Below are 18749 nucleotides of genomic sequence, written 5' to 3'. Positions count from 1 at the left end.
CTCTCGTCCGTGTGCTCAGGGTCGTCGCGTGGCGACCAGAAAAGTGACTCTCGGCACCATCGCGTCGGCGCTACGCTGGCGTCATGTTGTACGAGCACCTCGGGGCTCGGCCCCGGATCCATGACACCGCCGTCGTCGCTCCCACCGCCGTGATTTCCGGAGACGTGACGATCGGACCAGACTGCCAAGTGCTGCACGGCGCTGTCATCACCGCCGAGGGCGGCCCGATCAGGATCGGCGAGCACGTCATCGTGATGGAGAACGCGCTCATCAGGGCCACGGCCGCGAACGCCGTGCACATCGGCTCGCACACGCTCGTGGGAACTCTCGCGAGCATCGCGGGGGCGACCGTCGGCGAGGAGGTCTTCTTCGCGTCCGGCGCACGGGTCTTCAACGGGGCTCTGGTGGGCGATCGATGCGAGGTCCGTGTGAACGCCATCGTGCACCGACGAGCGGTGCTGCCGTCGGGAACGGTCGTGCCGATCGGCTGGGTCGCGGTCGGAGATCCCGTGCAGCTCCTGTCTCCTGACCGGGAGGCGGAGATCTCGGCCGCACAACCCGAACTCGACTTCCCAGGGCACGTATTCGGCGTGGATCGCGACACCCCCGACCTCATGGTGCAGCTGACCGAGCGCTACGGCAGCTCGCTGGCCCGGCATGCTGACGATGTGCGTCTCGACGCCGACGGCCGCGCGGCGGGTCGAGGGTGAGTGACGGCGCAGGGCTCGTCCGACCGGACATCAGCACGGAAGACGCCGCGCTGATCGCTCGTGAATGCTACGGAGTCGAGGCGGTGGCGAGCGAGCTCGGCAGCAATCAGGATCGCAACTTCGTGCTGGTCGAAGCCGACGGATCGCGCAGTGTCCTGCGTGTCGACAACCCGGTCTTCGGCGATGACGCGCGCGCCGCCCAGCATGCGGCTCTCGATGCGTATCGTGCGGTCGGCGTGCGGGTTCCCGCCGTGCTTCCAGGGCATGACGGGCAGCTCACGCAGCGCTGGCGGGGATTCGCGGTGCGCCGCAGTGAGTTCGCCGAGGGGGAGCCGCTGGTCGACGCGGGCTATCTCGCCCCCGTCGTCCTCGCCGAGTTCGGCGCCCTGGCGGCGGCATCCGTGAACGCGCTCGCCGGCCTTGAGCACCCGGGTCTCGAGCGTGACCAGATGTGGGACATGCGCGTCGCGTACGAGCAGATCAGCGCTCTCGCCCCGGCGGTGACGGAGGCCGAGCTGCGCTCCCGCGTGCGCACGGCTGCGGACGAGGCGCAGACGGCACTGTCGATCGTGGCCGAGGCACTGCCGGTGCAGCCGATCCACGGCGACCTCACCGACGACAACGTCACCGGGAGGCGCGGTGACGATGCCCGACTGCACCCGCACACCGTGCTCGATCTGGGCGACCTGGGGCTCGGGTGGCGGGTCGCCGAACTGGCGGTGTGCGTCTCTTCGATGCTGCACCACGAGCCCGAGCGCCCGCTCCGTGCGCTCGACGCCGTGGCCGCGTTCCATGCCGACGCACCGCTCACCCGTGAGGAGGCGCTCGCCGTCTGGCCACTGGTCGTGCTGCGCGCCGCCCTTCTCGTCGCCAGCGGCTGGAGACAGCTCGCGATCGACGGGGACAATGACTACGCCCGCGAGCGGATCGCGGGCGAGCAGGCGATCTTCGACGCCGCGACTGCCGTTCCGCTCACCGAGGCGACCGAGCTGGTGCTCGCTCGGCTCGGGTTCGAGTCGCCTCAGTTCGAGATGCCGACGGAGACGGCCTCACACCCGGCGGTGCCGGAGCCCGACACTCAAGACCCCGACACTCAAGACCCCGACACTCAAGACCCCGACACTCAAGACCCCGAGGCAGCAGCGGCAGAGACTCTTGAGCCAGAGTCTCCTGCGCCCGAGAAGACCGAGCTCGAGAAGACCGAGCCCGGCTCGTCACCGCTCGACACCGCTGACGATGTGCGCCCCGAGCTGTCGACCCTTCTGCCCGAGCTCGACGGTCGCGTCGTCGTGGTCGATCCGAGTGTCGAGGCCGAGGGGCTGGACGCCGGGCGGTGGGCGCATCCCGACGCAGAGGCGCTCCTCGTCGCCGAGGCGCATGCGAAGGGCGCTCGTGCCGCCGTCGTGCCCTACGGTGTGTTCCGGCTCACTCGTGCGACGATCGACACCGCGAGTGCTGCAGCCACCTGGCCGGTCGAGACCGAGGTGCACGTCGCCCCTGGGCCGTCGTCGCGGATGATCGCGCCGGCAGGGGGCGAGCTGAAGATCACCGAGGTCGGCGCACGCATCGCACTCGACGGCGGGTGGGTGCTCGAGCTCCGAAGCGCCGACCTCGAGCCGAATCGCAGCGGGCGAGTCGAGCGGGGCGAGAGCATCGGCAGGCTCGCGGCATCCTTCGAGAACAGGACGATCGTCGTCGGCCTCGGGCGAGTCGATGCTCCGTCGCTTCCGGCTCCGCGGCCCGATGCGCCAACTGCCGCGCATCTCGTGGCCCCTGATCGCGTCGCGGCGTGGAGCCGCTTCACGGCAGATCCGGCCGCGCTGCTCGGGCTCGCTTCCCACGCGCAGCGTGACGAGGCCGGCCAGGAGCTCAGGCGCAGGGAGCGCATCTTCGCGGCCGCGCAGGAGCGCTACTACGAGCATCCGCCGCAGATCGAGCGCGGCTGGCGGCATCATCTCGTCGACACGACCGGTCGCAGCTACGTCGACATGGTGAACAACGTCGCGGGACTCGGACACGGTCATCCCCGGGTCGCGGCGGCGGCGAATCGACAGCTGAAGACGCTCGCCACCAACTCGCGGTTCCTGTTCCGCGATCTCGCCGAGTACAGCGAGAGGCTGATCGCGCTGATGCCCGAGGGGAGCGGTCTCGACACCGTGCTGCTCGTGAACAGCGGCTCGGAGGCGGTCGACCTCGGCATCCGACTGGCGCAGGCGGCCACCGGTCGACGCACCGTGGTGGCGCTCCGAGAGGCCTACCACGGGTGGACGATGGCGAGCGATGCGGTCACGACCAGCGCCTACGACAACCCGGATGCTCTCGCTACGCGGCCCGACTGGGTGCACGTCGCCGACGTGCCCAACCCCGTTCGAGGCACCTATCGCGGTGCCGACACGGCGCACCGGTATCTGGCCGACCTCTCCGCAGACCTCGACCGCCTCGCCGCAGGCGGCAGGGACCCCGCCGCCTTCCTGTGCGAGTCCGTGCTCGGAAACGCCGGGGGAGTGCTCCTGCCAGACGGCTATCTGATGGGTGCCTACGAACTCGTGCGCGCGCGGGGTGGTCTCTGCATCGCCGACGAGGTGCAGGTGGGCTTCGGACGCATGGGGTCGACCTTCTGGGGGTTCGAGCAGTCCGGCGCGGTCCCCGACATCGTCACGATCGCCAAGCCGATGGGCAACGGCTTCCCCATCGGGGGTGTGATCACATCGAAGCGGATCGCCGACGCGCTCAGCACCCAGGGGCAGTTCTTCTCCTCAGCCGGTGGCAGCACCGTCAGCAGCAGCGTCGGCCTCGCCGTCCTCGACGCGATTGTCGAAGACGACCTGCAGCGCAATGCGCTCGAGGTCGGCCGGCATCTGGCAGACGCCCTTCGTGCGCTGGCGCATCGGCATCCGCTGATAGGTTTCGTCCACGGCGAGGGGCTCTATCTCGGCGTCGAGCTCGTGCGCGATCGCGAGACGATGGAGCCGGCGGATGCTGAAGCCGCGGCGATCTGCGAGCGGATGCGGGAGCTCGGCGTGATCGTGCTCACGACCTCGGAGCGCTCGAACGTGCTGAAGATCAAACCTCCGCTCTGTCTGACGATCGAGAGCGCCGACCATGTCGTCGCGATGCTGGATCGGGTGCTCACCGAAGGCTGGTGATCTGCCACGTCTTCGAATCACGCGGAGATTCGGCATGTTAAATGCGTATTTCGAATCAGATCTGCTCTTCCGCTGAGGAATATCCCGGGTACATACTGAGCGTCAGTGTCGGACCGCCCGAAGTCCGGCCCCTGCGCTGTTCCCGAAGGAGTACTCATGGCCACGCCCATCAAGACGAAGCCGCTCGCGCAGGGTGGCGGAACACTGCGACGAAATCTCGGTCTCTGGGCGATCGTCGGTCTCGGCCTCGGCTACATGACCCCGACGGTCGTGTTCGACACGTTCGGCATGGTCGCCCGCGATACAGACAACGTCGTCCCCGCCGCCTACCTCGTCGCCCTCGTCGTGATGGTCTTCACCGCCATCAGCTATGGCAAGATCTCCCGCGCCATCCCGAGCGCCGGCTCCGCCTATACGTACGTGCGTGAATCGATCCATCCGAACCTCGGCTTCATGGTCGGCTGGACCTCGCTCATCGACTACGTGCTGCTTCCGATGGTCAACTGCCTCATCATCCGCAGCTACCTCGAGGCGCTGTTCCCCGACATCCCCGGCTGGATCTGGGTGGTGCTGTACTGCATCCTCGTCACGAGCATCATCTACATGACCATGCGCGGCACCTCGAACATGAACATGATCCTGCTCGTGTTCTCGATCGTCGTGATGGTCGTGTTCGTGGTCATGGTCGTCGCCCAGCTGATGCGTGGTGAGGGTGCGGGCACCATCGCGTCTGCAGCGCCCTTCATCCACGACGGGGCGACGATGAGCGCGGTGCTCATGGGCGCCACGATCGTCTGCTTCTCGTTCATCGGCTTCGACGCCGTGACGATGTACGCCGAGGAGGCGAAGGACCCGAAGATCATGCCGAAGGCGATCCTGCTCACGGTGCTGCTCGGCGGAGCGATCTTCCTCGTGGCCGCGTACGTGACGCAGCTGCGGTTCCCGGACTGGAACGAGTTCGCCCCCGGTGGCGACATGCAGTACGTCGAGGACTCGACGCTGCCGATCATCGGCAACCTCGTCGGCGGCAACGTGCTCATGGCCGTGCTGACGGCCGCGGGCTTCTGCGCGACGCTGGCATCGGGGCTCGCCTCGCACGCATCGGTGTCGCGCATGCTGCTCGTGATGGGGCGCAACAACGTGCTGCCGCAGAAGGCCTTCGGCTACATCAACCCCCGCACGCACACGCCGACCTTCAACATCGTGCTGGTGGGCGCCATCTCGCTGCTCGCCATCCCCTTCACCCTCGAGCTGATCGCGGCATGGATCAACTACGGCGCGCTGATCGCCTTCACCTTCGTCAACATCTCGGTGATCGCGTGGTTCGCGATCCGCAAGGGTCGTCGCCACACGCCGCGCGACATCTTCTCGTACATCGTGATGCCGGGGATCGGCATGCTGCTCACCGGGCTGCTGTGGGTGAACCTGCACGCGGACGCCCTGACCGGAGGTCTGATCTGGACGGCGCTCGGCCTGATCTACCTCGCCGTGATCACGAGGGGGTTCCGCAAGAAGGTCGTCGCGTTCGATGAGAATCAGCCGGTGACCGGGTTCAACAAGGTCGTGAAGACGCCGGTCGACGAGAGCTGACGCGGGATGCAGAAGAGCCGCCCCCTGAGGGAGGCGGCTCTTCATGCGTGCACGGGCGCGCGAGGCGCGAGTGCGTCAGATCACGCCCTGGGCGAGCATCGCGCCGGCGACGCGCTCGAAGCCGGCGATGTTGGCTCCCGCGACGTAGTCGCCCGCGACGTCGTAGCGCTCTGCGGCGTCGAACGCGGCGCTGTGGATGTCGGCCATGATCTCGCGCAGCTTGTTCTCGCTGGCATCGAAGCTCCACCGCTGACGCGAGGCGTTCTGGCTCATCTCGAGCGCAGAGGTCGCCACGCCGCCGGCGTTCGCGGCCTTGCCGGGGGCGAAGAGCACGCCGGCGCCCTGGAACGCCTCGACGGCTGCGGGGACACAGGGCATGTTCGCGCCCTCCGAGACGGCGCGCACGCCGTTGGCGATGAGTGCCTCGGCAGCGTCGAGATCGAGTTCGTTCTGTGTCGCGGAGGGCACCGCGATGTCGACGGGCACCTCCCAGACGCTGCCGCCCTCGACGAACCGCGCGCCGGGGCGTCGGTTCGCGTACTCGACGATGCGCGCGCGCTCGACCTCCTTGATCTGACGCAGCAGATCGACGTCGATCCCGGCGTCGTCGACGACATAACCAGACGAGTCGGATGCCGTGACAGCGGTCGCGCCGAGCTGCGATGCCTTCTGGATCGCGTAGATCGCGACGTTGCCCGAGCCGGAGACTCCGACGCGCTTGCCGTCGAGCGAGTCGTTGTGCACGCCGAGCATCTCCTGCGCGAAGAACACGGCCCCGTACCCGGTGGCCTCGGTGCGCACCTCGGCGCCACCCCAGCCGGTGCCCTTGCCGGTGAACATGCCCGACTCGTGACGGTTGGTGATCTTGCGGTACTGGCCGAAGAGGTAGCCGATCTCGCGGCCGCCGACGCCGATGTCTCCTGCGGGGACGTCGGTGTGCTCACCCAGATGGCGGTACAGCTCGCTCATGAACGACTGGCAGAAGCGCATGATCTCGGCATCCGACCGACCGTGCGGGTCGAAGTCGGAGCCGCCCTTGCCGCCGCCGATGCCCTGACCCGTCAGTGCGTTCTTGAAGATCTGCTCGAACCCGAGGAACTTGATGATCGACAGGTTGACCGAGGGGTGGAAGCGCAGGCCGCCCTTGTACGGGCCGAGAACAGACGAGAACTGGATGCGGTAGCCGCGGTTGACCTGCAGGCGACCGGCGTCGTCGACCCACGGCACCCGGAACAGGATCTGACGCTCGGGCTCGACCAGACGGTCGAGGATGCCGCCGTCGACGAACTGCGGGTTGCGTGCCAGCACCGGTGCGATCGAGTTCAGCACCTCGTGCACAGCCTGCTGGAACTCGGGCTCGTGCGGGCTGCGGGTGAGCACCGTGTCGAACACGGGCTGAACGGACTCTGCGAGCGGGTGGAAGTCGGCGGATGGCGAAGAGGTCACGCGAAAGAGCTTTCTGATCGGTGGATGGTGCTGCGTGCGATCGTGTCGCGTGAGGGTACGCCGGATCGGGCGGAGTTTTCACTCTAGCGGGCACGCCGATGCGAGGTCCTTCACACCGGCATGCACTCGCTCAGGGGCGATAGGCGTCGATCACCCGGTGTTCTGCAGGCCGGCCGCGACGCCGCTGACCGAGAGCAGCAGCAGGCGCTTCTGCTCGTCATCGGCACCGGATCCGGTCGCCTCGGCGGGGTCCCGCAGCGCACGCAGAGCACGCAGCTGCAGCAGCGACAGGGCGTCGACGTACGGCGTGCGCAGCTGCACCGCGCGCTGCAGGATCGGCTTGTTCTCGAGCAGTCCGACGCCGCCGGTGAGGCGGATGACCCACTCGCGGGTGAGCGCGAGCTCCTCCAGCACGAGCTGCGCGAGATCGTCGCGGTCGCCGAGCGCGAGGTACTGGCGGGCGATGCGCTCATCGGTCTTCGCGAGGCTCATCGCCACGTTGTCGATCATGGTGCGCAGCAGCGGCCAGTCGCGATAGGCCTCGATGAGTCGTGCCTCGTCGCCGACGGCGGCAAGAGCCGTTCCGAGACCGAACCAGCCGGCCAGGTTGATGCGGGCCTGGGTCCAGGCGAACACCCACGGGATGGCGCGCAGGTCTTCGAGCGACTCGACAGACAGCCCGCGCCGGGCAGGTCGCGAGCCGAGAGCGAGCAGGCCGATCTCTTCGAGCGGTGTCACCGTGGCGAACCAGGGCGCGAAGCCCTCGGCCTTCACGAGCGAGAAGAACCGCTCGCGTGACGAGGTGTCCATGACGGCGGCGATGTCGGAGAAACGCGCCGCGGCGTCGCTCGTGTGCTTCTCGACGCTCGGCGAGGACGCGAGCAGGGTCGCGGCGGCGACCTGGTCGATGTGGCGCATCGCGATGGCCGGCTCGCCGTAACGGGCGAAGATGACCTCGCCCTGCTCGGTCAGCTTGAAGCGCCCGTCGACCGAGTGCGGCGGCTGCGCGAGGATCGCCGAGTTGGCCGGTCCGCCGCCACGTCCGAGGGCGCCGCCGCGGCCGTGGAACAGTGTCAGCTCGATGTCCGACTCCTGCGCCCACTGCGCGATCTTCTCCTGCGCCTCGTACAGCGCGAGGTTGGCGGCGACCGGGCCGACGTCCTTCGACGAGTCGGAGTATCCGAGCATGACCTCGAGCCGGTTGCCCGTCGCTGCGAGGCGCGCCTGGAATTCCGGGAACGTCACCGCCTCGGCGAGGATGCCGGGGGCCGCCTGCAGGTCGGCGAAGGTCTCGAACAGGGGGACGACGTCGAGCACGGGCGCATCGTCGCCGAGCGCGTGCTTCGCGAGCCGGTGCACGTTCGCGAGGTCGGAGGCCGCCTGCGTGAACGACACGACGTAGCGCCCGGCGGCGCGGAGGCCCCGGTCGCGCTGGATCTCGGCGATCGCGCGGAAGACCTCGAGCACCTCTTCGGTCTGCGCGCCGATCGGCTCGCCGCTCTCGAGCTCTGCGAGGGCCTTGGCGTGCACCTGCGAGTGCTGACGCACCTCGAGCTCGGTGAGGTGGAATCCGTACGTCTCCACCTGCCAGATCAGGTGCTGCACGCCGCCGTAGGCGTGGCGCTTCGCGCCGGCGTCCGACAGCGACGACTGCACCGCGCGGAGGTCCGCGAGCAGCTCCTCCGGGCGGGCGTACGCCTGCTCGTCGCCGTGCCTGGTGGCCGCGACGCGATGTGCCAGGCCGAGCAGCACCCGTCGGTGGGGCTCGCCGGGGGAGCGGGCGGCCAGCTCGCCTGCGATCCGCGGCTCTGCGGCCGCGAACGAATCCCAGAGCGCCGAGACGGCGTCACTCGGAGGAGTGTCCTCGGCGCTGAGGGTGAGCGTGCGGCCGATGCGCTCGAGCGCGCGCTCGAGGCCACGCAGCACGTGGTCGGAGGCGATCTGCGAGGCCTCTCGTGTGACGGATGCCGTCACGAAGGGGTTGCCGTCGCGGTCGCCGCCGACCCAGGAGCCGATGCGCACGAAGGCGGGGACGACAGGTGCACTGGAGCCGGAGTCGTCTCCGCGCAGCGCGTCGTCGATGCGGCGGTACACGTGCGGCACGGTGGTGAAGAGAGTCTCGTCGAACACGCCCATGACCGTGCGCACCTCGTCGGTCGGAGACGGCTTCTCGGCGCGCAGCGGAGCCGTGCGCCAGAGGGTGTCGATCTCCTCCAGCATCCGACGTCGGGCGCGGTGCTCCTCGGCTCCGCCTTCACTCGCCGCGTCGTGCTGGGTGAGCAGCTCGGAGAGACGGCGGATGCTCGACGACACGGCGCGGCGACGAGCTTCGGTCGGGTGAGCGGTGAACACGGGGTGGAAGCGCAGTCCCTCGAGGCGACGACGAGCCTCGTCATCGCCCACTTCGGTCTTCAGGCGCGCGTACGCGGTGGCGACGGTGTCTGCCGCATCCTCGCGGCCCGGCTGGCCGGCGCGCTCGCGCAGCACCCGCACACGCTGATGCTCCTCGGCGAGATTGACGAGGTGGAAGTAGCAGGTGAACGCGCGGGCGACCTCGTCGGCACGGGCGATCGTGAACGACTCGGCGATCGCCGCAGCGCGGTCGAAGGCGTCGGACGTCTCCTCGTCGTAGGCCTGGATCGTCGCCAGCCGCAGGCGCTCGACGTCCTCGAAGAGGTCGTCTCCGCCCGCTTCGCGCAGAACCTGGCCGAGAAGGGCGCCGAGCATTCTCACATCGGTGCGCATGGCATCCGGAATGCCGCGGCCCGCTTCGAAACGACCGATGATGCGGATGGCCGAGGTGTCAGTGGGCTCGGGGAAGGCGTGTTCGGGGGTCACCGTTCGAGAGTATCCCGGGCCGGGGCAGTGCTCTGAACGCATGACGATGTGAGACGCGGGGCGGCCGCAACTACCATGGGGGCGATGCGCATCTCCGCGAACCCTCTCCGTGGGCAGCAGTTTCCCGCTGTCCTTCTGCTCGTCGCGGCCGGGCTCGGCATCCTGCTGGCGAATCTGCCCTCGCACGACGCGATCGCCGCAGTGCTCGACTTCCATATCGCGGTCCCCGGCACCGTCCTCGACCTCTCGATCGAGCACTGGGTGTCCGACGGACTGCTCGCGGTGTTCTTCCTCGTCGTGGCGATCGAGCTGCGGCATGAGCTGACCCACGGTGAGCTCGACTCGCCGAGCAAGGCCGTGCAGCCGGCCATCGCCGCCGCAGGTGGTGTGCTGGTGCCGATCGCGGTCTACCTCCTCATCGCGGGCGACTCGGCGACCGCCACCGGATGGCCCATCCCGACCGCGACCGACATCGCCTTCGCGCTCGGCGTCCTCGCCATGTTCGGCCGGGGGCTTCCGTCGAACGTGCGGGTGTTCCTGCTCGCGCTGGCGATCCTCGACGACATCATCGGCATCATCTTCATCGCGGTGCTCTTCGCACACGATGTGCAGTGGCTCTTCCTCGCGCTCGCCGTGGCCGCCGTGGTCGCCTTCTGGCTGCTCAGTCGACTGCTGCATGCCAAGGGGCATCCGGCGATCGCCGTCGCGATGATCGTGGTCGGCATCGTCGCCTGGGGCCTCGTGGCCTCCTCCGGCATCCACGCCACGATCGCCGGCGTGATGCTCGGGCTCGTGATGTCGCCCGTTCCCGCCGCACGCACCCGGCACGTTCTCGAACCGACGGTGAACGGCGCGATTCTGCCGACCTTCGCGTTCGTCGCCGCCTTCGTGGTGATTCCCGCTCTCGCCCCGTCAGAGCTGTCGCCCGCCTTCTGGGGGATCGCGGTAGCACTGCCGGTCGGCAAGGTCATCGGCATCTCCCTGTTCGGGTGGCTGGCGATGCGGATCCGCCCCCGGGGTGCGGCCCCCGCCCTGCCGTTCGCCGACATCTTCGCCGCCGGTGCGCTCGGGGGAATCGGCTTCACCGTCTCGCTGCTGCTGGCGAACCTCGCCTTCGCGACCGATGCGGGCATCCGCGACCAGGCGATCCTGGGCGTGCTCGTCGGCTCGCTCGTGGCGCTCGTCCTGTCGGGGGTCATCGTCTCCCTGCGTGCACGCGCGTACCGACGCCAGGGCGTCGTGAACCCGTGATCACGGGACAGGGACGACGAAGGCAGGAGAAGTGATGTCCGAAGGATGGCCAGTGAGCGCAGAGCCCGACCACGACCCCCTGCGTGCCGCAGCCGAGACGATGCGCGAGGTGCGAGAGCGCTGCGTCTGGTCTCAGCAGATCACGCACCGCGATCTCGTGCCGTACCTCATCGAGGAGTCGCACGAGGTGATCGACGCCGTCGAGAACGGCACACGCGACGATCTGCGCGAAGAGCTCGGCGACCTGCTCTGGCAGGTGCTGTTCCACTCCGCGATCGCTGCGCAGGATGCGGACGACCCGTTCGACATCGACGATGTGGCGGCGACTCTGACCGAGAAGATGGTGCGGCGGCATCCTCATGTCTTCGCCGGAGAGGTCGCGACGACGCCCGAAGAGGTCCTCGTGCACTGGAATGCCGCGAAGGCGGCGGAGAAGCGCACGAGGCGGAGCGTTCTCGACGGCATCCCGCGCGGGATGCCGGCGCTCGCCCTGGCGCAGAAGACCGTCGGTCGAGCTGCGGGGGCCGGCGTCGTCACTGCCGGGGCTGGTGCAGTGGTGGCTGCCGCTGCGCCGACCTCGGAGGCAGAGCTGGGTGACGCGCTGCTCGGCCTCGTCGCGGTCGCCCGCGCCGAGGGCTGGGATGCGGAACGAGCGCTGCGAGAACGGCTCAGAGTGGTCGAGGCTGAGGTCCGCGAGGCGGAATCGGGGGCCTGAGGCCACAGCCCGTCCCGTCGACCTGGAAAGATGGAGCCGTGGCTACTGTGAACCCGCCGCGCGGAATGCGCGACATCCTCCCCGCCGACAAGGCCCGTCGCGAGCGCGTCCTCGCCGTCATCCGCGATCGCTACCGCTCGCATGGCTTCGACGAGATCGAGACCCCCGCGCTCGAGGAGTACTCGCGACTGCACGCCGGCATCGGCGGAGACAACGAGAAGCTCGCATACAACGTGCTGCGACGCGGCCTCGACGCCGACGCGATCCGCGATGCTGCCGGCGACCAGAGCGCGTTGGCAGACCTGGGTCTGCGTTACGACCTCACTGTTCCCCTCGCACGCTTCTACGCGAGCAACCGCGGGCAGCTTCCCGGTGTGTTCCGCGCCATCCAGATCGGGCCGGTCTGGCGCGCCGAGCGCCCTCAGAAGGGTCGCTACCGCCAGTTCGTGCAGTGCGACATCGACATCATCGGCGACGACTCGTCTCGCGCCGAGGCCGAGCTGATGGTCGCCTCTCTCGACGCGGTCGACGCGCTGGGCCTCGAAGGAGCGACCGTCCGCATCAACGATCGGCGAGCGCTCGACTGGATGCTCGACAGCTTCGGGTTCACCGGCGAGGAGCGCCCCGGCGTTCTGATCACGATCGACAAGCTCGACAAGATCGGCCCAGACGGCGTCGCTGCCGAACTGCGCGAGCGCGGCTCGGCAGCGGCGGCCGTCGACGCGTTCGAGGCCTTCCTCCTCCGTCCGCAGACCATGGAGTACAACCCGTTCGGTGAGCGGCAGATCCGCAAGGCGCTTCCTGAGAACGCCCCGGACGAGATCGTCGGGCACCTCGTGGGCATCGGCGAGGCCGTCGCCGCGGGTCGTGGTGCGACCGACATCCCGCTGATCTTCGATCCGTTCCTCGTGCGCGGCATGGGCTACTACACCGGCACGATCTTCGAGCTCGCGCATCCGTCGGTGTCGTACTCGCTCGGCGGCGGCGGACGCTACGACGGCATGATCGGGCGCTTCCTCGGTCAGCAGGTGCCGGCCGTGGGCTTCTCGCTCGGCTTCGAGAGGCTCGTCGATCTCGTGACGGCGGGAGCGGATGCCGGCGAACGCGCCGTCGTGCTCATCCACGACGCCGACGTGCCGGTCGCCGAGCTCGTCACGCACAAGGCTGCACTCGTGGCATCCGGTGCCAGGGTGCGACTGGAGCGGCGCACGAAGAACGTCAAGGCGCTGCTCGAGCGCTCGGCCGCCGACGGGTACACCGAGTTCGCGACGGTGTCGACGGGCACTGCCGAGCTGGAGCTCAAGCCGCTGGCCTGAATCCCGTACGACTGCGGATGCCGTTCACTCGGCGTTCACGCCGGTCGGATCGAATCGAGGCATGAGTCGACCGCATCTCGTCGCCTTCGCCGCGATCGGTGCCGCGTCGGTCTCGGCCGTCGTCGGCATCCGGTTCGTGCTCAGGCGTCAGGCGGCGATCGCGCGTCGGCGCATCGGCAAGCCGCTCGGCGAGCAGTCGATCGATGCCGATCGCGTCTGGCGCCGCTCGCTCGACGGCGATCCTGTGCAGCTTCTCGTGCTGGGCGACTCGGTGGCGGCGGGTCTCGGCGCCGAGCGCCGCAAGGAGACGCTCGGCGGACGGCTCGCGAAAGGAATGGCACGGCGCATGCGGCGGCCCGTGCGCCTGCGCACCGCCGCGGCCGTCGGTGCGGAGTCGCCCGATCTCGCCGCTCAGCTCGCGGGTCTGCCCGATGGCTACGCACCGCACGTGGCTGTGATCGTGGTCGGAGGCAATGACGTCACGCACCGACTCCCGATCGCCGTTTCCACACAGCACTTACGCGACACGATCCTGCACCTGCGCCGCCAGGGCACCGAGGTCGTCGTCGGAACGTGCCCCGACCTCGGCGCTCTGCGCCCCGTGCCACAGCCGCTGCGGAGGCTGATCTCGAGCGTGTCGCGCAGGCTGGCCGAAGCGCAGGCCGAGACCGCACGCTCGGCCGGGGCGCGGCCCGTCGATCTCCGCCGAGCCGTGGGCCCGATGTTCTTCGACGATCCCGATGCCATGTTCAGCCTGGATCGCTTCCATCCGAGCCCGCTCGGCTACCGGCGCACGGCCGAGGTGCTGCTCCCTGCCGCGTGCCTCGCGGCGGAGGCGGCTCTCAGCTCGCGTCGTCAGACGGTGCGGCGCTGAACGACGCGGCCCAGTCGGCGACGCGACGCGCGCTCTCGTCGTCCGAGAGGTCTTCGACGCGGGTCATCACCGACCACCTCACGCCGAAGGGGTCGCGGATGCTCGCGAATCGGTCGCCCGAGACGAAGGCAGACGGAGCCTCACGCACTGTCGCCCCCGCGGCGACCGCCCGCTCGACCACGGCGTCGACGTCTGAGACGTAGAGGCCCATCGAATAGCAGTCATCGTCGCCCGACGGCGCGGGAACCAGGTGATATTCGGGGCTCGGTTCACCCAGCTGCAGGCGGCCGAAGCCGAAGTCGAGATCGGCGTGGGCGACGACGCCCCCGAACTCCGTGATGTCGACGACGCGAGCGCCGAAGACGTCTCGGTAGAAGTCGATCGCGTCTCTGGCCCCGGCGATCGCGAGGAACGGGGTGAGCGAGGTCGCGCTGTGCGGGCGGCCGTCGGTGGTGTGTTCGCCGGTCACGCCGGTCGTGTTCTCGGTGGTCATGCGTTCACGGTACGGAACCCTCAGGGGAGTGCGCTTGAACATCGGCGACAGGCTTCGCCGGGTGCGTCCGCTCCTAGGGCTGAGGGTCGTATGGTCGAGGGCATGGATCTTGACTACCTCGGAGGGACAGTGTCGGCGATGTGGCTGACCGTGGCGATCCTCGCCGGCGGGTTCGCGCGAACGCGGAACAGGTCTGCACTGGCATGGTTCGTGCTGACCGTGTTCCTGGGGCCGATCGCGGCGTTCCTGCTCGTGGTGTGGCCGCCTGCTGACCCCGTTCCGGCGCCGGCCCCGAGTGTCGCGGGGCCCCCAGCGGCTCGCCCGAGCGACGAGTAGACATGCGTTCGACCCGTGGGGTGCTGTACCCGGCCCGGCTGCCCGAGTTCCATCGGCTGCCGCCCGCGGCAGCCGCGCGGGATCTCGCCGTGTGGTTCTGGATCCCGGAGTGGTCGATCGAGCCGGGCCGGTCCTCGCGGCAGGAGGTCGTCGGCTACCCGGCGCTGAACCTCGTGGTCGAGCAGGGCGCGGTCACTCTGTCGGGCGCGACGACACGGGCGTCGCATCGTGACCTGCGCGGAACGAGCTGGGCGGTCGGCGCGCTGCTGCGACCGGCCGCTGTGGCAGCGCTCGTCGACGACCCGGCTGAGCTCGTCGACACCGAGACGATCATCGACGCGCCCGACCTTGCGGATGCGATCGGCGCCGCCATGTGCACGGGCGACGGGCGCCGTGAGCGCGCCGTCGCAGTCTTCTCCGACTGGCTCGTGCGCCGGGTCGGGCCCGTCGACGATGCCGCGAAGCACGCGAACGCGCTCGTCGACGTGCTCATGGGCGACGACGCCGCAGACACGGTCGAAGAGGCGGCGATGCGTCTGGCCGTCTCGGTGCGCACACTGCAGCGACTGGCCCACCGACACATCGGCGTCTCACCGGCGGCGATGATCCGTCGTCGTCGTCTTCAGCAGGCCGCCGAACGGCTGCGCCTCGACCCGGGGCTGGAGCTGTCAGGCCTCGCGGCAGACCTGGGATACGCCGATCACGCGCACCTCACGCGTGACTTCCGCCGCATCCTCGGCATGGCCCCTCGCACGTACCGTGCCGGGGCGTCTGAGCAATCCCCGGACGCGAGTGCGCAGACCTGATCACCGCGACAGTCGGAGGCGGGCCATCCGATAGAGCACCCCGACGAGCACGACCACGGTTGCGATCGCCGACGCCAGCACCGGAAGGGTGTTGATGAGCATCAGGCAGCCCAGCGCCCCGACGACCTGCAGCGCGCGGGGATAGCGGCGCGCGGAATCCTGCTGCCGGAACGCCGCGGCGTTCGCGATGAGGTAGTACAGCAGCACCCCGAACGAGGAGAACCCGATCGCGTCGCGCAGATCGGCGACGAGCACGATGCCGGCGACGATGAGCGCGATCGCGATCTCTGCACGACGCGGCACCTGCCACCGCTCGTCGATCTTCGCGAGGAACCGCGGCAGGTCCTGCTCGCGGGCCATGGCCAGGGTCGTCCGCCCGATGCCCGTGAGCAGAGCGAGCAGAGCGCCGAGCGAGGCTGCCGCCGCCGCGACGCGGATGACCGGGGTGAGAGCCTGCCACCCGGTGGCCGCGGCGACATCGGCGAGAGGCGTCGTGCTCGTCGCCGCGTCGCCGCCGAGGACGACGATGACCGTGATCGCGACGAGCGTGTAGACGACGACCGCGCCGCCCAGAGCGAGGGCGATGGCGCGGGGGATGGTCCTGGTCGGATCGACGACCTCCTCGCCCATCGTCGCGATGCGCGCGTATCCGGCGAACGCGAAGAAGAGCAGACCTGCGCCCTGCAGAACGCCGTAGGCGCTGGCGTCCAGGAGAGGGGCGGGGGACGCCGCAGACGATCCGCCGAGTCCGGTCGCGACGACCAGGGCGAGCCCGAGCAGCGAGCACACCACGAGGATCCTGGTGACCAGAGCCGTGCGGGTCACTCCGAAGCAGTTCACGGTCGCGAGCGCGACGACCGCCCCCACGGCCACCGGCACCTGCCAGCTCTCGGGTGCGGCGTAGGCGGCGAAGGTCATGGCCATCGCGGCGCAGCTCGCGATCTTGCCGATCACGAAGCTCCAGCCGGCGACGAAGCCCCACCACGGACCGATCTCTGCTCTGGCGTATGCGTAGGTGCCGCCGGCGACAGGGTGCGCTGCAGCGAGCTGCGCCGACGCGGTGGCGTTGCAGTAGGCGACGATCGCGGCGATCGCCAGGGCGACCAGGATGCCGCTGCCGGCGACACTCATCGCGGGAGCCCACACCGAGAACACGCCGGCGCCGATCATCGAGCCGAGTCCGATGGCGACGGCGTCGCCGAGTCTCAGGCGGCGTGCGAGGGGCATCCCGTCATCGTGTCATGCGAGGGTGAACTTCCGGTGACCCGGTCGCGGTTCAGCTGCGAGCCGCGGTGACGCGCTTCTTCTCGCGGATGTAGACCTCGCGACGCACTCTTGCGACGACATCGCCGTCGCGGTCGGTGATCACCGTCTCGAACCACTCGAGCACCTTCGCCCCACCGTGTGCGCGCTCGCGGATCTCCGCGGCCCGCTCCCTGCTGACGTCGAACTCGGCCGTGAGCACACCGCGTCCCGGCTTGACGAACTCGATCTCGCCGCGCGTGTCCCACACCACATACTCGCGTCCGAGCTGATGCATGACGAGCATGAAGAAGTACGGGTCGGTCATCGCCGACATCGAACCGCCGAAGGCCGTCTTGACGTAATTGCGCGTGAAGACGTTCACATGCAGCTCGACGGTCGCGTGGGTCCAGTCCTCGCTGAATCGGCGGATGCGGATGCCGCTGAAGAGATTGGGGATCCACAGGCTCATGCCGATGGCGAGGCGGCGAGGAGTGATGCGCATGAAGTCAGTGTGGATGATGCCGGGATCGCCACAAAGATCACTGGAGGGTTCGAACAGTTATTATAGTTTATGTAGAACTAGTAGAAGAGAGGAGGCGGGATGCTGATCCGCATAGACCCCGACAGTGCTCGGCCGCTCTTCGATCAGGTGGCGGCGTCCGTCCGCGCCGACGTCCTCGCCGGCCGGCTCACGCCGGGCGACCGACTCCCCTCCGCCCGCGAGCTCGCGGATGCGCTCGAGATCAACCTTCATACGGTGCTCCGCGCCTACCAGCAGCTGCGAGACGAAGGACTGATCGATCTGCGACGGGGCAGGGGAGCCGTCGTGTCCCCAGCCGCCGCCCCACTCGCCGAGCTCTCCCACGACATCGCCGCCCTCGTGACCCGAGCGGCGTCACTCGGCCTCTCGCCCCCCACCCTGGCCGCCCTCATCAAGGAGACCGAAGCATGACCGCCGAGATCCGCCGAGCCCGCACCGCGTTCTGGTGGGTGGGGGTGATCGTCCCCGCGGCCCTGATCGCGCTCGCCGCCGTCGTCGTCGTCGCCTGGCTGCCCGAGATCCCCGATCCGGCCGCGGTCCATTGGGGCCTCGACGGGGTCGACGGCTTCGGGCCGCGCTGGACGCCGTTGGCGTTGCTCATCGGTCTGGGCGGCGGGACGATCGTGCTGTTCGCGATCATCGCCCTGTACTCCCACAGACGGCCCCCGCACGGTGCAGCGACGTCGAGTGCACCACCGCAGTGGTCGACGACCGCCCGCGTGCTCGGAGCTGCAAGCCTCGGCATCGCGGGCATGATGTCGATGCTCGCCGTCGTCTCGACCGCCGCTCAGCGCGGCCTCACGGATGCGGCCGAGGCCGCAGACATCACGCCGTGGGTCCCGGTCTTCTTCGCGGTCTCAGCCGGGCTGGCCGCCGCCGGGTGGTTCCTGCAGCCGAAGGTGCAGTTCGCGCCCGCAGCATCCGAGGCGCCGGCGGAACCCCTGCCGCTCGCCGATCATGAACGCGCCGTATGGATGAAGACCGTCGGCATCGCCCGGAGCGGTCAGGTGGTCCTGGGGATCGGCGTCTTCCTCACGATCGCGATGAGCGTGCTGCTCCTTGCACGGGGCGTGGCTGACGGATGGATCGTCGCGGTCATCGCGCTGATCCTCGTGATCCTCGTGGCGAGCGGTCTCTCGTTCCGGGTCCGCGCGAGCGCCGCGGGTCTCCGGGTGCGCTCGGCAGCGGGCTGGCCACGACTCGAGATCCCCGCCACGGAGATTGCGAGCACCCGTTCGATCCAGGTCGACCCGTTCGCCGAGTTCGGCGGCTGGGGATACCGCATCGCCACGGACGGACGGCGCGGCTTCGTGCTGCGCGCCGGTGAGGCGCTCGAGGTCACCCGCACGAACGGCCGGGTGTTCGTCGTCACCGTCGACGACGCCGCCACCGCGGCATCCGTCCTGGCCGCCGCCGCACGCCGATGACCACGCCCCTCGGCG

The 18749-nt window shown here is 69.3% G+C and carries 16 protein-coding genes; 11 read left to right on the top strand and 5 right to left on the bottom strand.

Annotation, left to right across the window (positions count from 1 at the left end):
• Positions 1 to 83 precede the first annotated feature (83 nt).
• The 3 genes from RQG82_RS17495 (at position 84) to RQG82_RS17485 (ending at position 5446) form a co-directional block, all read left to right on the top strand.
• Entirely contained in the window at positions 84 to 710 is a 627-nt protein-coding gene (locus RQG82_RS17495; protein ID WP_311260066.1) for a gamma carbonic anhydrase family protein, read from the top strand.
• The gene (locus tag RQG82_RS17490; RefSeq protein ID WP_311260065.1) at positions 707 to 3856 is read left to right on the top strand and encodes an aminotransferase; all 3150 of its coding nucleotides are present in this window, start codon (positions 707 to 709) and stop codon (positions 3854 to 3856) included. The genes RQG82_RS17495 and RQG82_RS17490 overlap by 4 nt, the downstream gene beginning before the upstream one ends.
• Positions 3857 to 4012: 156 nt before the next feature.
• The gene (locus RQG82_RS17485) at positions 4013 to 5446 is read left to right on the top strand and encodes an APC family permease (RefSeq protein WP_311260064.1); all 1434 of its coding nucleotides are present in this window, start codon (positions 4013 to 4015) and stop codon (positions 5444 to 5446) included.
• A gap of 75 nt (positions 5447 to 5521) precedes the next feature.
• Here RQG82_RS17485 and gdhA read toward each other — a convergent pair whose 3' ends face one another.
• Both gdhA and RQG82_RS17475 read right to left on the bottom strand, forming a co-directional pair.
• Entirely contained in the window at positions 5522 to 6892 is a 1371-nt protein-coding gene (gene gdhA / locus RQG82_RS17480; protein WP_311260063.1) for an NADP-specific glutamate dehydrogenase, read from the bottom strand.
• A gap of 150 nt (positions 6893 to 7042) precedes the next feature.
• Positions 7043 to 9730: a phosphoenolpyruvate carboxylase gene (locus RQG82_RS17475; protein WP_311260062.1), complete on the bottom strand. Its 2688-nt coding sequence runs from the start codon at positions 9728 to 9730 to the stop codon at positions 7043 to 7045.
• 84 nt (positions 9731 to 9814) lie between these two features.
• On the opposite strand from RQG82_RS17475, the gene RQG82_RS17470 reads away from it, so the two are divergent.
• From RQG82_RS17470 to RQG82_RS17455, 4 genes are all read left to right on the top strand, one after another.
• The gene (locus RQG82_RS17470; protein ID WP_311260061.1) at positions 9815 to 10981 is read left to right on the top strand and encodes a Na+/H+ antiporter NhaA; all 1167 of its coding nucleotides are present in this window, start codon (positions 9815 to 9817) and stop codon (positions 10979 to 10981) included.
• Positions 10982 to 11015: 34 nt separating this feature from the next.
• Positions 11016 to 11696, top strand: a complete 681-nt coding sequence (locus RQG82_RS17465; protein WP_396653634.1) for a MazG family protein — start codon at positions 11016 to 11018, stop codon at positions 11694 to 11696.
• A gap of 65 nt (positions 11697 to 11761) precedes the next feature.
• A complete protein-coding gene (locus RQG82_RS17460) occupies positions 11762 to 13012 on the top strand; it encodes an ATP phosphoribosyltransferase regulatory subunit (protein ID WP_311260121.1) in 1251 nt (416 codons plus the stop codon).
• Between the two features lie 61 nt (positions 13013 to 13073).
• Positions 13074 to 13886, top strand: coding sequence for an SGNH/GDSL hydrolase family protein (locus RQG82_RS17455; protein ID WP_311260060.1), 813 nt, complete (start codon positions 13074 to 13076; stop codon positions 13884 to 13886).
• Here the strand turns inward: RQG82_RS17455 and RQG82_RS17450 are convergent.
• A complete protein-coding gene (locus tag RQG82_RS17450; RefSeq protein WP_311260059.1) occupies positions 13855 to 14379 on the bottom strand; it encodes a VOC family protein in 525 nt (174 codons plus the stop codon). The genes RQG82_RS17455 and RQG82_RS17450 overlap by 32 nt on opposite strands.
• 102 nt (positions 14380 to 14481) lie before the next feature.
• Between RQG82_RS17450 and RQG82_RS17445 the strand changes: the two genes are divergently transcribed.
• The gene (locus RQG82_RS17445) at positions 14482 to 14715 is read left to right on the top strand and encodes a hypothetical protein (RefSeq protein WP_311260058.1); all 234 of its coding nucleotides are present in this window, start codon (positions 14482 to 14484) and stop codon (positions 14713 to 14715) included.
• 2 nt (positions 14716 to 14717) lie between these two features.
• Positions 14718 to 15521: a helix-turn-helix domain-containing protein gene (locus RQG82_RS17440; protein WP_311260057.1), complete on the top strand. Its 804-nt coding sequence runs from the start codon at positions 14718 to 14720 to the stop codon at positions 15519 to 15521.
• On the opposite strand, the gene RQG82_RS17435 is transcribed toward RQG82_RS17440, so the two are convergent.
• Both RQG82_RS17435 and RQG82_RS17430 read right to left on the bottom strand, forming a co-directional pair.
• Positions 15522 to 16748 (bottom strand): APC family permease, encoded by a 1227-nt coding sequence (locus RQG82_RS17435; protein WP_311260056.1) that lies wholly within the window; start codon positions 16746 to 16748, stop codon positions 15522 to 15524. It lies immediately after the preceding gene.
• A 49-nt stretch (positions 16749 to 16797) separates the two neighbouring features.
• On the bottom strand, positions 16798 to 17268 hold the full coding sequence (locus tag RQG82_RS17430; protein WP_311260055.1) for a DUF4442 domain-containing protein: 471 nt from the start codon (positions 17266 to 17268) through the stop codon (positions 16798 to 16800).
• A gap of 99 nt (positions 17269 to 17367) precedes the next feature.
• On the opposite strand from RQG82_RS17430, the gene RQG82_RS17425 reads away from it, so the two are divergent.
• Together RQG82_RS17425 and RQG82_RS17420 are read left to right on the top strand one after the other, a co-directional pair.
• Positions 17368 to 17718 carry a GntR family transcriptional regulator gene (locus RQG82_RS17425; protein WP_311260054.1) on the top strand — a complete coding sequence of 117 codons (351 nt, stop codon included), beginning with the start codon at positions 17368 to 17370 and terminating at the stop codon, positions 17716 to 17718.
• Positions 17715 to 18734: a DUF1648 domain-containing protein gene (locus RQG82_RS17420; protein ID WP_311260053.1), complete on the top strand. Its 1020-nt coding sequence runs from the start codon at positions 17715 to 17717 to the stop codon at positions 18732 to 18734. Before RQG82_RS17425 ends, RQG82_RS17420 begins: the two co-directional genes overlap by 4 nt.
• Positions 18735 to 18749 lie beyond the last annotated feature (15 nt).

Origin of the sequence: Microbacterium sp. WCS2018Hpa-9 (genome assembly GCF_031843745.1) — a bacterium.
Classification (GTDB): domain Bacteria; phylum Actinomycetota; class Actinomycetes; order Actinomycetales; family Microbacteriaceae; genus Microbacterium.
This window is presented reverse-complemented; position numbering and strand designations above follow the sequence as displayed.

What these genes read in the sequence shown, in the direction of transcription:
- RQG82_RS17445 (WP_311260058.1), top strand. Translation starts at nt 14,482, where the DNA reads ATGGATCTTGACTACCTCGGAGGGACAGTGTCGGCGATGTGGCTGACC.
- RQG82_RS17430 (WP_311260055.1), bottom strand. Translation starts at nt 17,268, where the DNA reads ATGCGCATCACTCCTCGCCGCCTCGCCATCGGCATGAGCCTGTGGATC.
- RQG82_RS17465 (WP_396653634.1), top strand. Translation starts at nt 11,016, where the DNA reads ATGTCCGAAGGATGGCCAGTGAGCGCAGAGCCCGACCACGACCCCCTG.
- RQG82_RS17485 (WP_311260064.1), top strand. Translation starts at nt 4,013, where the DNA reads ATGGCCACGCCCATCAAGACGAAGCCGCTCGCGCAGGGTGGCGGAACA.
- RQG82_RS17420 (WP_311260053.1), top strand. Translation starts at nt 17,715, where the DNA reads ATGACCGCCGAGATCCGCCGAGCCCGCACCGCGTTCTGGTGGGTGGGG.
- RQG82_RS17440 (WP_311260057.1), top strand. Translation starts at nt 14,718, where the DNA reads ATGCGTTCGACCCGTGGGGTGCTGTACCCGGCCCGGCTGCCCGAGTTC.
- RQG82_RS17450 (WP_311260059.1), bottom strand. Translation starts at nt 14,379, where the DNA reads ATGACCACCGAGAACACGACCGGCGTGACCGGCGAACACACCACCGAC.
- RQG82_RS17425 (WP_311260054.1), top strand. Translation starts at nt 17,368, where the DNA reads ATGCTGATCCGCATAGACCCCGACAGTGCTCGGCCGCTCTTCGATCAG.
- RQG82_RS17470 (WP_311260061.1), top strand. Translation starts at nt 9,815, where the DNA reads ATGCGCATCTCCGCGAACCCTCTCCGTGGGCAGCAGTTTCCCGCTGTC.
- RQG82_RS17495 (WP_311260066.1), top strand. Translation starts at nt 84, where the DNA reads ATGTTGTACGAGCACCTCGGGGCTCGGCCCCGGATCCATGACACCGCC.
- RQG82_RS17435 (WP_311260056.1), bottom strand. Translation starts at nt 16,748, where the DNA reads ATGCCCCTCGCACGCCGCCTGAGACTCGGCGACGCCGTCGCCATCGGA.
- RQG82_RS17455 (WP_311260060.1), top strand. Translation starts at nt 13,074, where the DNA reads ATGAGTCGACCGCATCTCGTCGCCTTCGCCGCGATCGGTGCCGCGTCG.
- RQG82_RS17460 (WP_311260121.1), top strand. Translation starts at nt 11,762, where the DNA reads ATGCGCGACATCCTCCCCGCCGACAAGGCCCGTCGCGAGCGCGTCCTC.